The 16,974-nt window shown below is 71.8% G+C and carries 3 protein-coding genes; all 3 read left to right on the forward strand.

Annotated elements, in window-relative coordinates; genetic code table 11:
- The first annotated feature begins 18 nt into the window (after nt 1-18).
- Entirely contained in the window at nt 19-8,241 is an 8,223-nt protein-coding gene (locus ACFV7R_RS45265) for an amino acid adenylation domain-containing protein (protein ID WP_385276140.1), read from the forward strand.
- A gap of 83 nt (nt 8,242-8,324) precedes the next feature.
- Nucleotides 8,325-9,266, forward strand: coding sequence for a TauD/TfdA family dioxygenase (locus tag ACFV7R_RS45270; protein WP_385276143.1), 942 nt, complete (start codon nt 8,325-8,327; stop codon nt 9,264-9,266).
- Nucleotides 9,267-9,359: 93 nt separating this feature from the next.
- A partial coding sequence (locus tag ACFV7R_RS45275; protein WP_385276146.1) for an amino acid adenylation domain-containing protein occupies nt 9,360-16,974 on the forward strand: 7,615 nt, incomplete at its 3' end.

A 16,974-nucleotide genomic window follows, 5' to 3' on the forward strand; every position in this document is an offset into this window, starting at 1 on the left:
GCCGATGAGCGTGAGCGTGTGGTGGGGGTGTGGAGCAGCGGTTCGGTGGTGGAGGTGCCGGAGGGCACGGCACCGACTCTGTTCGAGGCGCGGGTTGCTGAGACACCGGATGCTGCGGCGGTGCTGTCGGCGGACGGCAGCACGGTGTATTCGTACGGTGAGCTGAACGCGCGGGCGAACCGGCTGGCGCGGCTGCTCGTGGAACGGGGTGTGGGGCCGGAGCAGTTGGTGGCTCTGGCGCTGCCTCGTTCACCGGAGCTGATTGTTGCCGTCCTTGCGGTGTGGAAGGCGGGGGCGGCGTATCTGCCGATCGACACCGGCTACCCGGCCGAGCGGATCCGCTTCATGCTCGAGGACGCCCGCCCAGCGCTCGTCCTGAGCCACACGACCCTCGCCAGCCTGTGGGCGGACGGCACCCCCACCGCCTTCCTCGACGATGCCGCCGTACAGGACCGGTTGGCCGATGCCGAGACGGCCGGCCTGGCCACCGCGCCGGACCCCGAGCATCCGGCATACGTCATCTACACCTCGGGTTCGACGGGTGTGCCCAAGGGTGTGGTGGTGGCGCATGCCGGGTTGGTGAACCTGGTGGCGTCCTCGGGCCCGGAGTTGGGGCTGGGTCCGGGCAGCCGGGTGTTGCAGTTCGCGTCGCCGAGTTTCGATGCGGCGACGTGGGACTGGAGCCTGGCGCTGTTGTCGGGCGCGGCCCTCGTGGTGGCCGACACAGAGGAGTTGGCGCCGGGGGAGGCCCTGACGCGTGTGCTGCGTGCCGCGGGCGTGACGTACTGCATGGTGCCGCCGTCCGCCCTGAGCGTCATGGACGCGGCCGACGTTCCGGCGTCGACGACGGTGGTCGTCGGTGGTGAGGCCTGCGGTCCGGATGTTGCCGGGCGTTGGTCCGTGGGGCGGCGGATGGTCAACGCGTACGGTCCGACGGAGGCGACGGTCTGCGCGACCTTGAGCCGGCCTCTCTCCGGCGCGGTCGTCCCGCCGATCGGCCGACCGATCGGGAACGTGCGCGCGTACGTCCTGGACGGGGGCCTGTCTCCGGTGCCGCCCGGGGTGCCTGGTGAGTTGTACGTGGCGGGAGCTGGGCTGGCCCGCGGGTATCTGAACCGGCCGGGGCTGACCGCGGAGCGGTTCGTCGCCGATCCCTACGGGCCGGCCGGCTCCCGTATGTACCGCACCGGGGACCTGGTGCGGTGGAGCAGCGACGGCACGCTGCAGTTCCTGGGGCGTGCCGACGACCAGGTCAAGCTGCGCGGCTTCCGTATCGAACTGGGCGAGATCGAGGCCGCGCTGACGTCGTGCCCGGGCGTGGCCGTCGCCGCCGCCGTCATCCGGGAGGACCGGCCGGGTGACCGGCGTCTGGTCGGCTACGTCGTGCCCGAAACCGCAGGCGGCGCCGAACCGGCCGCAATACGCGGCCAGTTGGCCGGACGTCTGCCGGAGTACCTGGTGCCCGCGGCCGTGGTGGTCGTGGATGCGCTGCCGTTGATGCCGAACGGCAAGCTGGACCGTAAGGCGCTGCCCGCACCGGACTACAGCGGTACGTCGGCATCGTCGGCGCGGGCTCCGCGTGATGCGCGTGAGGAGATCCTGGCCGGGCTGTTCGCCGAGGTCCTCGGCCTCGACCAGGTCGGCGTGGACGACGGGTTCTTCGAGCTGGGCGGGCACTCGCTGCTCGCCATGCGCCTGATCGGCCGCGTACGCGCGGTGCTGGGAACGGATCTGGCGATCCGGGACCTGTTCGCGGCACCGACGGTCGCCGCCCTGGCCCAGGTGGTGCAGGCCACCACGAGCCCGGCCGGCCGACCGGCACTGGTACCCGTGGCGCGCCCGGAGCCGATGCCGCTGTCCTTCGCCCAGCGCCGCCTGTGGTTCCTCCACCGCCTTGAGGGGCCCAGCCCCACTTACAACGTGCCGGTGGTGCTGCGCCTGTCCGGCGCGCTGGACACGGACGCCCTGCGCACCGCACTCAATGACGTGGTGGAACGGCACGAAGCCCTGCGTACCGTCTTCCCCGACATCGACGGCCGGCCCCGCCAGCACATCCGCCCGGCCGCCGAAGCCCGCCCCGACGTGACCGTCGAGACGCTCACCGAGGCGGAGCTGGCCGGCGCGGTGGACCGCGCCGTGCGCCACCCCTTCGACCTCGCAACCGAACTCCCCCTGCGTGCCTCGCTGTTGACCCTCAACGACACAGCGGACGAGCATGTCCTGGTCCTGGTCATCCACCACATCGCCGGAGACGGCTGGTCGATGGGCCCCCTGGCCCGCGACCTGAGCACCGCGTACGCGACCCGGCGCGCGGGCCGGGCCCCGACATGGGAGCCCCTGCCGCTCCAGTACGCCGACTACACCCTGTGGCAGCGCGAGTTGCTGGGCGACGAGAACGACCCGGACAGCGTCCTCGCCACCCAGATCAGCTACTGGAAAGACACCCTCAGCGGCCTCCCCGACCGCATCGAGCTGCCCACCGACCTCGCCGGGAAGGCAGAGGGCGACCGGCGAGGGGAAGTGGCGGAGCTGTCCTTGGCGGCGGATCTGCACGCGGACCTCGTCCGGGTGGCGAAAGGCCATCGCAGCACCGTGTTCATGGTGCTGCAGTCCGCCCTCGCCGTCCTGCTGCACCGCCTCGGCGCCGGAACGGACATCCCCATCGGCACGCCGACGGCCGGTCGACCGCAGCAGGAACTGGACACCCTCGTCGGCAACTTCGTCAACACCCTGGTGCTGCGCACCGACCTGTCCGGCGACCCCACCTTCACCGAACTCCTGGAGCGGGTCCGCGAGACCGACCTCAACGCCTACGCCCACCAGGACGTACCGTTCGAGAGTGTGGTGGAGGCGCTCAACCCCACCCGTTCCACGGACCATCAGCCGCTGTACCAGGTGATGCTCACGCTGCAGAACCACGAGGGGCAGCAGCTCGACATCCCCGGTCTGACCGTCGAGACCTCCTCCTGGAACACCCGGGCAGCGCGCCGGGATCTGACCCTGACCCTGCGGGAGCGGTTCGGTCCGGACGGTGAGCCGCAGGGGATCGACGGAGCCATTCAGTTCGACGCGGCCCGGTTCTCCCGGGAACGCATCGAGGCCGTCGGCCGCTGGTTCCGCCAGGCGCTGGCCGGCCTCCTCGACGACCCCGAGCAGTGCGTGGGATCGGTGGATCTGCTGTCGGCCGCGGAGCAGGAAGAGATGCTCCGGGCGTGGAACGACACCGCTGTGTCCGCCCCGTCCGGCACACTCCCGGAGCTGTTCCAGGTCCAGGCCCAGGCCACTCCGGACGCCACCGCCCTGGTCGCCGACGGCGTTCACCTCACGTACGAGGACCTCAACACCCGCGCCAACCGGCTGGCCCGGCTGCTGATCGAACGCGGGGTGGGCCCCGAGCACATCGTCGCCCTCGCCCTGCCCCGCTCGCCGGAGATGATCAGCGCGCTGCTCGCGGTGCTCAAGGCGGGTGCCGCCTATCTGCCGATCGACACCGAGTATCCGGTCGACCGCATCCGGTTCATGGTCCAGGACGCGCGCCCCACCCTCGTCCTGACCCACACCGCCACCTCCGGCCTCTGGACCGAGGACACCCCCACCCTCTGCCTCGACGATCCCACCCTCCAGGGCGAGTCGTCCGCACGGGACACCACCGACCCGACCGACGCCGACCGCAGGTCGCCCCTGGACCCCGCCCACCCGGCGTACGTCATCTACACCTCGGGCTCCACCGGCATCCCCAAGGGCGTCGCCGTTCCGCACGTGGCGGTGGTCGACTACCTGCGTGACACCAGCCGCCGCTACCCGGGGGCCCAGGGCGTGGCGCTGCTGCACACGTCCCTCTCCTTCGATCTCTCGATCACCGCGCTCTTCACCCCGCTCGTCTCGGGCGGCCGCGTGGTCCTCGCGGAGCTGCGGGACGGCCTCGGGGACAACGAGGAGATACGTTCCCTCGGCTGCGACTTCCTCAAGGCCACGCCCAGCCACCTGGCGCTGCTGGCAGGCCTGCCGGAGGAGGTGTCCCCGCGCAGGGAACTGCTGCTCGGCGGTGAGGCGCTGCTCGGCGAGACACTGCGGAAGTGGCGCGCCGGGCATCCGGACGTGACCGTCCTGAATGTGTACGGCCCGACCGAGGCCTCGGTGAACTGCACCGAGTTCAGGATCGAGCCGGGCGACGAGCTGCCGGACGGGCCGGTTCCGATCGGGCGCCCGATGGCCAACACCCGGGTGTATGTGCTGGACGCGGGGCTGCGTCCGGTGCCGCCCGGAGTGCCCGGCGAGCTGTATGTGGCGGGCGTGTGCCTGGCGCGGGGCTATCTGCGGCGGCCCGGACTGACCGGCGAGCGGTTCGTCGCCGATCCGTACGGGCCGGCCGGTTCCCGGATGTACCGCACCGGTGACCTGGCGCGCTGGAACAGCGACGGCACCCTCGTCTTCCTGGGCCGCGCCGACGACCAGGTCAAACTGCGCGGATTCCGTATCGAACTCGGCGAGATCGAGGCCGCGTTGACCGGCTGCGCCCAGGTGGCGCAGGCGGCCGCGGTGGTGCGCGAGGACCAGGAGGGGGACCGGCGCCTGGTCGGCTACGTCGTCCCGGAGACCGACGGGAGTGTCGACCCCGCCGAGGTGCAGAGCCACCTGGCGGAGCGGCTGCCGGAGTACATGGTGCCGTCCGCGGTCGTCGTCCTCGACGGGCTGCCGCTGACCTCCAACGGGAAGCTGGACCGCAAGGCGCTGCCCGCACCGGACTACAGCGGTACGTCGGCATCGGCGGTGCGGGCTCCGCGTGATGCGCGCGAGGAGATTCTTGCCGGACTGTTCGCCGAGGTCCTCGGCGTCGACCCCGACCGCGTCGGCGTCGACGACGACTTCTTCGACCTCGGCGGGCACTCCCTGCTGGCCGCCCGCGTCATCGGCCGCATCCGCAGCGCCATGGGCGCGCAACTCGGCATCAAGGCGTTCTTCGAATCCCCCACGGTGGCGGGCCTGGCCCGGCTGCTCGGCGGCAGCACCACGGTGCGCCCGCCGATCGTGCCCGTGGCGCGTCCGGAGCGGATGCCGCTGTCGTTCGCGCAGCGCCGCCTGTGGTTCCTGCACAGGCTCGAGGGTCCCAGCTCGACGTACAACGGTGCCGCGGTGCTCCGTATCTCCGGTGTGCTGGACGCGGAGGCGCTGCGGGCGGCGCTGGGTGATGTGGTGGCGCGGCACGAAGCCCTGCGCACGGTCTTCCCGGAGGTGGACGGTCGGCCGTACCAGCACGTCCGCCCGGCCGCCGAGGCCCGCCCCGACCTGACCGTCGAGACGCTCCGCGCGGCTGACCTGGCAGCGGCGGTGGACCGCGCCGTGCGTCACCCCTTCGACCTTGCGACCGAACTGCCGCTGAACGCCTCGCTGTTCACCGTCGACGAGCACGAGCACATGCTGGTCCTGGTGATCCACCACATCGCCGGGGACGGCTGGTCGATGGGCCCGCTGTCCCGCGATCTCAGTGCGGCCTACGCCGCGCGGCGCGCGGGCCGGGCCCCGGTGTGGGAGCCGTTGCCGGTCCAGTACGCCGACTACACCCTGTGGCAGCACCAGCTCCTCGGCGACGAGAACGACCCGGAGAGCCTGCTCGCCGCGCAGGTCGGTTACTGGCGTGAGGCCCTGGCGGGGGTCCCGGAGCGTCTGGAGCTGCCGACGGACCGTCCGTATCCGGAGCAGGCCGGGTATGAGGGCGGTGCGGTGTCGGTGCGGGTGGATGCCGAGGTGCACCGGGCGCTGATCGACCTGGCGCGGTCGCGGCACACGACGGTGTTCATGGTGTTGCAGGCGGCCCTGGGTGTGCTGCTGCACCGTCTCGGCGCGGGGACGGACATCCCCATCGGCACGCCGGTCGCCGGCCGCGGTGAGGAAGAGCTCGACGACCTGGTCGGCTTCTTCGTCAACACCCTCGTGCTGCGCACCGACCTGTCCGGCGACCCCACCTTCACCGAACTCCTCGACCGGGTCCGCGAGACCGACCTCAATGCGTACGCCCACCAGGACGTGCCCTTCGAGGGCCTGGTGGAGGCGCTCAACCCGACGCGGTCCCTGGCACACCACCCCCTCTTCCAGGTCATGCTCGCCTTCAACAGCAACCCGCGTGGCGAGCTCTCCTTCGCCGGGGCGAAGGCGACTCCGCAGGAGGCCCGTATCGGGGCGGCGCGGATGGACCTGACGGTGCACCTGGCCGAGCGGCACGGCGGCGACGGTTCCCCCGACGGGATCGTCGGATCGGTCGCGTACCGCGCCGATCTGTTCGAGCAGGACACGGTGACCGCCCTGGTGGAGCGGCTGCTTCAGGTGCTGCGCACGGTCACGGAGGATCCCGGCCGGCGCGTCGGTTCGGTCGACCTCCTGTCCGAGGGCGAGCGGCACCGGGTGCTCGAGGAGTGGAACGACACCGCCACACCCGTTCCCTGCGCCACGGTGCCCGAGCTGTTCCAGGCCCAGGCCCACGCCACCCCGGACGCCACCGCCCTGATCGCCGACGGCACCCACACCACCTACGACGACCTCAACACCCGCGCCAACCGACTGGCCCGGCTGCTGACCGAGCACGGCGTGGGCCCCGAGCACATCGTCGCCCTCGCCCTGCCCCGCTCACCGGAGCTGGTGGTGGCGCTGCTCGCGGTGCTCAAGGCGGGGGCGGCGTATCTGCCGGTCGACACCGGGTATCCGGTGGAGCGGATCCGGTTCATGGTCGAGGACGCCCGACCCACCCTGGTCCTGACCCACACCACCACCTCCGCCCTCTGGCCCGAGGACACCCCGACCGTCCTCCTCGACGACCCCGCTCTCCAGGCCCGGTTGGCCGCACTCGACACCACCGACCCGGCCACCGCACCCGACCCCGCCCACCCGGCGTACGTCATCTACACCTCGGGCTCCACCGGCACCCCCAAGGGCGTCACCGTCCCGCACTCCGGAGTCGTCAACCGTCTGCGGTGGATGCAGTCCGAGTACGGGCTCGGGGCCGACGACCGGGTACTGCAGAAGACACCGGCCGGATTCGACGTCTCCGTATGGGAGTTCTTCTGGCCGCTGCTGCAGGGCGCGTCCCTGGTCCTGGCGAAGCCCGACGGGCACAAGGACGCCCGGTACCTGGCCGGACTCGTGGAGAGCGAGGGCGTCACCACGGTGCACTTCGTGCCGTCGATGCTCGACGCGTTCCTGAGCGAACCGTCGGCCGAGCGCTGTGTGTCCCTGCGGCGGGTGTTCTGCAGTGGCGAGGCGCTGCCCGCCCATCTGGTGACGCGCTTCCACTCCGTGCTGCCCGCGCAGCTCCACAACCTGTACGGGCCGACGGAGGCGACGGTCGACGTCACGTTCCACCCCTGCACCACGGACAGCGACCCCCACATCGCCCCGCCGATCGGCTGGCCCATCGCGAACACACGGGTGTACGTCCTGGATGCGGGGCTGCGTCCGGTGCCGCCGGGAGTGCCCGGTGAGCTGTACATCGCGGGGGCGGGACTGGCCCGCGGATATCTGAACCGGCCGGGCCTCACCGCGGAGCGGTTCACCGCCGATCCGTACGGCCCAGCCGGTGCGCGCATGTACCGCACCGGAGACCTGGCGTCCTGGAACGCCGATGGCACCCTGCGCTATCTGGGACGCACCGACGACCAGGTCAAGCTGCGCGGCTTCCGCATCGAACTCGGCGAGATCGAAGCCGCGTTGGCAGCCTGTCCCGGAGTGGCCGGGGCCGCGGTGGTGATCCGTGAGGACCGGCCCGGCGACCACCGTCTGGTCGGGTACGCGGTGGCGGAGGAGGGCGCGGTCCTCGATCAGCAGGACGTGCGGACCCGGTTGGGGCGCAGCCTGCCCGAGTACATGGTGCCCACGGCCGTGGTCGCCCTGGGCGGTCTGCCGCTGACGCCCAACGGCAAGCTGGACCGCAAGGCGCTGCCCGCGCCCGACCACACCGGCGCCGGCACCTCGACCCGGTCTCCGCGGAACGGCCGTGAAGAGGCACTCGCCGGGCTCTTCGCCGAGGCCCTCGGCCTGGAGTCGGTCGGTATCGACGACAACTTCTTCGAGCTCGGCGGTCATTCGCTGCTCGCCACGCGCCTCATCGGGCGCATCCGCACCGTCGTGGGTGCGGAGGTCGACCTGCGGACGGTCTTCACCAAGCCGACGGTGGCGGAGCTGGCCGAGAACCTCAAGAGCCCGGGGCGGGCCAGGCCCAAGCTGCGACCGCGGTCGCGCGAGACGACATGAGCGCAACCCGGCCGGTGGGCCGGGAACAGAACGAGCCGGACATCCGTAGCGCCGAAAGGCACAGGGAACAGAGGAGAAGTGGCGTGAGCGAGTCGAGCGACTGGACGCCTCATGTGGTGACGCCGGACACCGCCGGTGTGGCGGCGAACCATGAGGGCCTGCTGGCGGCGATCAGCGACACGACAAAGACGCAGGAGCGGCTGCTGGCGAAGAAGGCCCTCGTCTTCCGCGGCTTCGGCACCTCGAAGGAGCAGGTCGACTCGGCGCTCGACCTGCTGCTGCCGAACCGCCTCTCCTACATCCACGGCAACTCGCCCCGCACCAAGGTCGGCAGCAACGTCTACACCTCGACCGAGTACCCGGCCGAGTTCACCATCTCGATGCACAACGAGCTCTCCTACGCCCGCCGTTGGCCGTCCCGGCTCGCCTTCTACTGCGAGCGCCGGCCCACTACCGGGGGCGCCACCCCCGTGGTCGACGGCACGGTGTGGCTGAACTCGCTGGACGACGAGGTCAGGGCCGCCTTCAGCAAGGGGATCCGCTACACGCAGAACCTGCACAGCGGAGCCGGTTTCGGCAGGAGCTGGCAGGACACCTTCGAGACCTCCGACAAGGGCGAGGTCGAGGCGCATCTCGCGGACGCCGACGTCACCTGGGAGTGGAAGGCGGACGGCGGCATCCGGCTGACGCAGCTGCGCCCGGCCACCGTCCGGCATCCGGTCACCGGCGACGAGGTCTGGTTCAACCAGTTCGACCAGTGGCACCTCGCCGGTCTCGACGCCGACACCGCGGCGATGCTCTCCGAGCTGATGCCTCAGGACGAGCTGCCGCAGTCGGTGACCTTCGCCGACGGCACGCCCATTCCCGACGAGTACGTGGCACACGTCCGGGACAACGGCCTGGACGCGGCCGTGAACGTGGACTGGTACGACGGCGATCTGCTGCTGATCGACAACGTGGCCGTGGCGCACGGACGCCGTCCGTACACCGGACCGCGCCGCGTCCTGGTGGCCATGTCCGGGTGACCTGAGCCTTCCGGATCAGGATCCGGAGAAACGTCGCGCGGGGACATACCGGCGCTGGAGCTGCTGCTGTGACAGAGGGGAACGCGAGAACACATGGTGCCGTTGTCGTTTGCGCAGCGTCGGTTGTGGTTCCTGTACCGGTTGGAGGGGCCGAGCCCGACGTACAACGTGCCGGTGGTGCTGCGGCTGTCGGGTGTGCTGGACGCGCAGGCGCTGCGGGCGGCGCTGGCAGATGTGGTGGCGCGGCACGAGGCGCTGCGGACCGTCTTCCCCGATGTGGACGGCCGGCCGTACCAGGACATCCGTCCGGCCGGCCAGGCGCGGCCGGTGATGGAGGCCGAGACGGTCGCCGAGGCGGAGCTGGCCGGGGCGGTGGACCGCGCGGTGCGGTATGCGTTCGACCTGGCGACCGAACTGCCCGTCCGCGCGGCCCTGTTCACCGTCGATGAGGCCGTGGACGAGCATGTGCTGGTCCTGGTGATCCATCACATCGCCGGGGACGGCTGGTCGATGGGTCCGCTGGCCCGCGATCTGAGCACGGCTTATGCGGCCCGATGTGCGGGCCGGGCTCCGGTGTGGGAGCCGTTGCCGGTCCAGTACGCCGACTACACCCTGTGGCAGCGCGAGCTCCTCGGCGACGACAACGACCCGGACAGTGTGCTGGCCACCCAGCTCGACTATTGGCGAAAGGCCCTGGCCGGGCTGCCGGAGCGCCTCGAGCTGCCCACCGACCGCCCCTACCCGGAACAGGCCGGGACCGAGGGCGGTGCCGTCCCGGTGCACATCGACGCCGAACTGCACCGCGCGCTGACCGGGCTTGCGCGGTCGCGGCACACGACGGTGTTCATGGTGTTGCAGGCGGCCCTGGGTGTGCTGCTGCACCGTCTCGGCGCGGGGACGGACATCCCCATCGGCACGCCGGTCGCCGGCCGTGGTGAGGAGGAGCTCGACGACCTGGTCGGCTTCTTCGTCAACACCCTCGTCCTGCGCACCGACCTGTCCGGCGACCCCACCTTCACCGAACTCCTCGACCGCGTCCGCGAGACGAACCTGAGTGCCTATGCCCACCAGGACATCCCCTTCGAGAGCCTGGTCGAAGCGGTCAACCCGACCCGGTCCCTCGCCCACCACCCCCTCTTCCAGGTCACCCTGGCCTTCAACAACACCCCCCGTACCGCACCGGACTTCGGCGGGCTGACGGCCACCCCCCAGCCCGTCCGCCTCCAGGCCGCCCGGATGGACCTGTCCGTCAGCCTCGCCGAACAGCACGACGACGGCGGCGCCACCGGCGGGATCAGCGGCGTGATCTCGTACCGCACCGACCTGTTCGACCACGGCACGGTCACCGCCATGGCCGAGCGGCTGATCCGCATCCTCCAGAGCGCCGCCGCCGACCCGGAGCGGCGCCTGGGGACGTTCGACCTGCTGTCGGACGACGAGCGGCGCCTGGTCCTCCACGAGTGGAACGACACCGCCACGCCCCTGCCGGCCGGTACCGCAGCCGAACTGTTCCAGGCACGCGCGGCGGCCGCACCCGACGCGAGCGCGCTCATCGCCGACGGCGTCCACATCTCGTACGCAGACCTCAACGCCCGCGCCAACCGAATGGCCCGGCTCCTGGTCGAGCAGGGCGTCGGCCCCGAGCAGATCGTGGCCCTGGCCGTCCCCAGGTCCCCGGACCTGATCGCCGCGCTGCTCGCCGTGCTCAAGGCGGGCGCCGCCTATCTGCCGCTGGACACGACCTACCCGGTCGACCGCATCCGCTTCATGCTGCGGGACGCCCGGCCCAGCCTCGTCCTGGCGCACTCCAGCGCCGGTGAACTCCTGTCGGAGCAGGACGGCGCGGCCGTCCTCGTCCTCGACGACCCCGCGGTCCAGGAGCGCCTCGCCGGCCTGGACGCGTCCGATCTCACCGACGCCGACCGGGTCACCGCCCTGGACCTCGCCCACCCGGCGTATGTCATCTACACCTCGGGCTCCACCGGCACCCCCAAGGGCGTGGCCGTCCCGCACCGTGGCCTTGCCAACTTTGCGCTCGCGCAGAGCGAGCAGTGGGGGATCGGTGCCGGCTCCCGGGTGCTGCAGTTCCTGTCGCCCAGCTTCGACGCCGCCGCGTCGGAGTTCTTCACGGCCCTGCTGACGGGCGGCGCGCTCGTCCTCGCCGACGCGGACCGGCTCACGCCCGGGCCCGACCTCCTCGCTCTGCTCAGGGACGAGGAGATCACACACTGCACGCTGGTGCCGTCGGTGCTGCGGGTGATGTCCGAGGAGGATCTGCCGGGCACGCTGACACTGATCGTCGGCGGTGAGGCCTGCGGTCCGGAGGTCGTGGAACGCTGGTCCGCGGGGCGGCGGATGTTCAACGCGTACGGTCCGTCGGAGACAACGGTGTGCGCGACGTTGAGCGAGTCGTTGTCGGGTGCCGTGGTGCCGCCGATCGGCCGGCCGATCGCGAACGTGCGGGCATACGTCCTGGACGGGGGCCTGTCTCCGGTGCCGCCCGGGGTGCCCGGTGAGTTGTACGTGGCCGGGGTCGGTGTCGCCCGCGGGTATCTGGACCGGCCGGGGCTGACCGCGGAGCGGTTCGTCGCCGATCCGTACGGGCCGGCCGGGTCGCGCATGTACCGCACCGGGGACCTGGTGCGGTGGAACGCCGACGGCACGCTGCAGTTCCTGGGCCGCGCCGACGACCAGGTCAAGCTCCGCGGCTTCCGCATCGAACTCGGCGAGATCGAGGCCGCGTTGACGTCGTGCCCGGGCGTGGCCGGTGCCGCCGCCGTCATCCGGGAGGACCGGCCCGGCGACCGCCGCCTGGTGGGCTATGTCGTGCCCGACGGTCCCGTCGATGTGAGCCAGGTGAAGAATGCCGTAGCCGCGCGGCTGCCGGAGTACATGGTGCCCGCGGCCGTGGTGGTCGTGGACGCGCTGCCGTTGACTCCCCACGGGAAGCTGGACCGCAAGGCCTTACCCGCGCCCGACTACACCAGCACCACCCCCACCCGCGCCCCCAGCACCCCGCAGGAGAAGACCCTCACCACCCTCTTCGCCGACGTCCTCGGCCTGGACCCCGCCCAGGTCGGCGTGGACGACGGCTTCTTCGCCCTCGGCGGCGACAGCATCAGCTCCATCGTCCTCGTCAGCCGAGCCCGCGAACACGGCCTCGACCTCTCCCCCCGCGACATCTTCCAGCACCAGACACCCGAGGCACTGGCCCGCAGGGCGCAGCCGTCGGCGGACGGCGGCGGCGCACCGGAGGCGGACGACGGCAGCGGCCTGGTGCCGCTCACGCCCGTCATGCACTGGCTCCTCGAACCCGGCCACCCCTTCGACGCCTTTCACCAGTCCATGCTGGTGCAGGTGCCCGGCGGCATCAGCCGCGCACAGCTCAGCGACGTACTGCAGGCGCTCGTCGACCACCACGACATGCTGCGGGCCCGCCTCGTACGACCGGCCTCCGACGACGACACCGTCCACGCCGACTGGGCCCGCCTCGTACGACCGGCCTCCGACGACGACACCGTCCACGCCGACTGGGCGCTCCACGTCCCGCCGGCCGGTGCGGCGCCGGTCGAGCCGCACCTCAGCCAGGTGGTGACCGCCGGTCTCGACGACGAGCGTCGGCGTGAACTCCTCGTCCACCACGCGGAGCAGGCACGAGACCGGCTCGCCCCCCACGACGGGGTCATGCTGCAGGCCGTCTGGTTCGACAACGGCTCCGAGGAGCCGGGCCGACTGCTGCTGACGATCCACCACCTGGTGGTGGACGGCGTCTCCTGGCGGATCCTCCTGCCCGACCTCGCTGTCGCGGGCGCGGCCGTACTCGCCGGGAACGCACCGGAGCTGGCGCCGGTCGGCACGTCGTTCCGGCACTGGGCTCGCAGGCTCACGGAGCTGGCCCGGGAGCCCCACTGCACCGCGTCGCTGCCGCAGTGGACCGAGATGCTGTCCCCGACCGAACCGTGCCTCGGCACGCAGGACACTGCCGACCGGCCCGCGTCGCGTGACACCGCCGACGAACGGCCCGCGTCGCCCGACACCGCCGACACCCTGGCCTCGCTGCGCGTCACCGTCCCGGCCGAGCTCACCGAGGCCCTGCTGACCCGTGTGCCCACCACGCTGCACTCCACCACCGACGAAGTGCTCCTGACCGGGCTCGCCGTCGCCCTCGCCGCCTGGCGCAACGATCCCCGGCACACCGCCACCCTCATCGACCTGGAGGGACACGGCCGCCAGGACGCCTTCCCCGGCGCCGACACCGCCCGTACCGTCGGCTGGTTCACCAGCATGGCGCCGGTCCGGCTCGACCCGGGAACCGTACCGGCCGCCGACCTCCGCACCGGCGGGCCTGCGGTCGGCCGTGCGCTGCAACAGGTCAAGGAGCAGCTCCGCGCCGTCCCCGACAAGGGGTTCGCCTACGGACTGCTGCGCCACCTCAACCCGGAGACCGCCCCCGCCCTCGCCCAACTCGCGTGCCCCCAGGTCGCCTTCAACTACCTCGGCCGCTTCACCGTGCCGGGCGCCGACACCACGACCGCGGACTGGCAGCAGGTGCCCGGCAACCCGTTGCTCGGTGGCCTCGACCCCCGCATGCAGGCGCCGCACCCGTTGGAGATCAACGCCGTCACTGTCGACTCTCCCGACGGCTCCGAACTGAGTGCCACCTTCAAGTGGCCCGAGGCCCGCTTCACCCGCGACTGTGTCCAGGGCCTCGCCGAGGCCTGGCTGGCCGCGCTCGGCGCCCTCGGCGCACACGCCGAAAGCCCCGCACCCGCGGGCCGGACCCCCAGCGACCTCGATCTCGTCGACCTCACCCACCAGCAGATCGCCCAACTCGAGGACCACTACCCGGAACTGGCCGACGTCTGGCCGCTGTCGCCACTGCAGGAAGGGCTGCTCTTCCACGCCCTCTCCGACAGCGCGGGCCCCGACGTCTACACCGTCCAGACGGCACTGCACCTCGACGGCTCCGTGGACGGCAAGGCCCTGCGGGCAGCGGGACAGCGCATGCTGGAACGCCACCCCAACCTGCGAGCGGCATTCCGCCACGAGGGCCTGGACCGACCGGTTCAGATCATCGAGGACGGAACGCAGCTCCCCTGGCAGGACGTCGACCTGTCCGCACGCCCCGACGCCGATGCCGCACTGGACGCCTTCCTGGCCGACGAGCGGGCACGGCGCTTCGACCTGGCGCAGCCACCGCTCATGCGGTTCGCCCTGGTGCGCCTGGGCGAAGAACGCCACTGCCTGGTCATCACCCAGCACCACATCCTCACGGACGGCTGGTCCTCGACCCTCCACATCAATGAGCTCCTCGCGCTGTACCGGATCTACGCATCCGGAGGAGACGACTCCGCCCTGCCGGGAACGACGCCCTACCGCGACTACCTGACCTGGCTCGCGGGGCGTGACCGGACGGCGGCGCTCGATGCCTGGGCCCAGGCGATGGCAGGGGCCGAACCGACGTATCTGGCGGCCGCACCTTCGCAGGAACCGGGGCCCGCGCCCCTGCCCGAGCGGTTGGTGTCCCACCTGGACGCGGACACCACGGCGGCACTCGACGCCCAGGCACGCCGCGCCGGCGTGACCCTCAACACGCTGGTGCAGTGCGCCTGGGGTGTGCTCCTCGGCCGGATGACCGGCCAGGACGACGTGGTCTTCGGTGCCGTGGTCTCGGGACGGTCGCCTGAGATCCCCGGTATCGAGAACATGATCGGCCTGTTCATCAACACCGTGCCGGTCCGGGTACGGATGGACGCCGCGGACACATGGGCGGACCTCGCCGCACGCGTCCAGGCCGAACAGGGCGCCCTGCTGCCCCACCAGCACCTGGCTCTGACGGAGACCCAGCGGGCAGCCGGTCCGGGCAACCTGTTCGACACCGTCGTCGCCTTCGAGAACTACCTGGTCGACCGTACCGCTCAGCCTGTCGACGAGACCCTCGGTCTGCGGGTCACCGGAGCCACGGGCCACGACGGCGCTCACTACCCGCTGAACCTCGTCGTCGTCCCCGGCCCCCAGCTCCGGCTGCGCCTCGACCACCGCACGGACAGCTACACCAGCCCGGACGCGGACGCGCTCCTCGACCGCTTCGTACGGCTCCTGACCGCGGTGGCCGAGGATGCCGAGCAGCGGATCGGCGCGGCGAGCCTGCTGGCCTCCGCCGAGCGTGAGCGTGTGGTGGGGGAGTGGGGCCGTGGCCCGGTGACGGAGGTGCCGGAGGGCACGGCGCCGGGTGTGTTCGAGGCACGGGTGGCCGAGGCGCCGGACGCGGTGGCGGTGCTGTCGGGGGACGGCAGCGCCGTGTACACGTACGGCGAGTTGAACGCGCGGGCGAACCGGCTGGCGCGGCTGCTGGTCGAACGAGGAGTGGGGCCGGAGCAGTTGGTGGCTCTGGCGCTGCCGCGGTCACCGGAGCTCATCGTCGCGGTGCTTGCGGTGTGGAAGGCGGGAGCGGCGTATCTGCCGGTGGATGTGGAGTATCCGGTGGAGCGCGTGCGCTTCATGCTGGAGGACTCACGGCCGACGGCCGTCCTCACCGATATGTCCACGGCCGGACTCGTCCCCGACTCCGTGGGTGAGCATGCCGTTGTCGCCCTGGACGATCCGGAGGTCGAAGGCCGCCTTGCGGGCTTGTCGGGGGCTGATCCGGCGGATGCCGACCGGCGGGGGGCGCTGCGTGCCGAGCACCCCGCGTACGTGATCTACACGTCCGGTTCGACGGGTGTACCCAAGGGTGTGGTGGTGGCGCATGCCGGGTTGGTGAACCTGGTGGCGTCCTCGGGCCCGGAGTTGGAGCTGGGTCCGGGCAGCCGGGTGTTGCAGTTCGCGTCGCCGAGTTTCGATGCGGCGACGTGGGACTGGAGTCTGGCGCTGTTGTCGGGCGCGGCGCTGGTGGTGGCCGACGCAGGGGAGTTGGCTCCTGGTGCCGCGCTGACGAGGGTGCTGTGTGATGCGGGGGTCACGTACTGCATGGTGCCGCCGTCCGCGTTGCCGTTGCTGGACGTGGCGCGGGTTCCGGCGTCGATGACGGTGGTCGTGGGCGGCGAGGCCTGCGGTCCGGATGTTGCCGGGCGTTGGTCCGTGGGGCGGCGGATGGTCAACGCGTACGGTCCGACGGAGGCGACGGTCTGCGCGACCATGAGCGGGCCGTTGTCGGGTGCCGTGGTCCCGCCGATCGGCCGGCCGATCGGGAACGTGCGGGTGTACGTCCTGGACGGGGGCCTGTCTCCGGTGCCGCCCGGGGTGCCCGGTGAGTTGTACGTGGCCGGGGTGGGGGTCGCGCGCGGGTATCTGAACCGGCCGGGGCTGACCGCGGAGCGGTTCGTCGCCGATCCGTTCGGGCCGGCCGGGTCGCGGATGTACCGCACCGGGGACCTGGTGCGGTGGAACGCCGACGGCACGCTGCAGTTCCTGGGCCGCGCCGACGACCAGGTCAAACTCCGCGGCTTCCGCATCGAACTCGGCGAGATCGAGGCCGCGTTGACGTCGTGCCCGGACGTGGCCGGCGCCGCCGCCGTCATCCGGGAGGACCGGCCCGGCGACCGGCGCCTGGTCGGCTACGTCGTGCCCGACGGTCCCGTCGATGTGAGCCAGGTGAAGAATGCCGTAGCCGCGCGGCTGCCGGAGTACATGGTGCCCGCGGCCGTGGTGGTCGTGGACGCGCTGCCGTTGACTCCCAACGGCAAGCTGGACCGCAAGGCGCTGCCCG

The organism is Streptomyces sp. NPDC059866 (genome assembly GCF_042731325.1).
Lineage (GTDB): Bacteria > Actinomycetota > Actinomycetes > Streptomycetales > Streptomycetaceae > Streptomyces > Streptomyces flavusporus.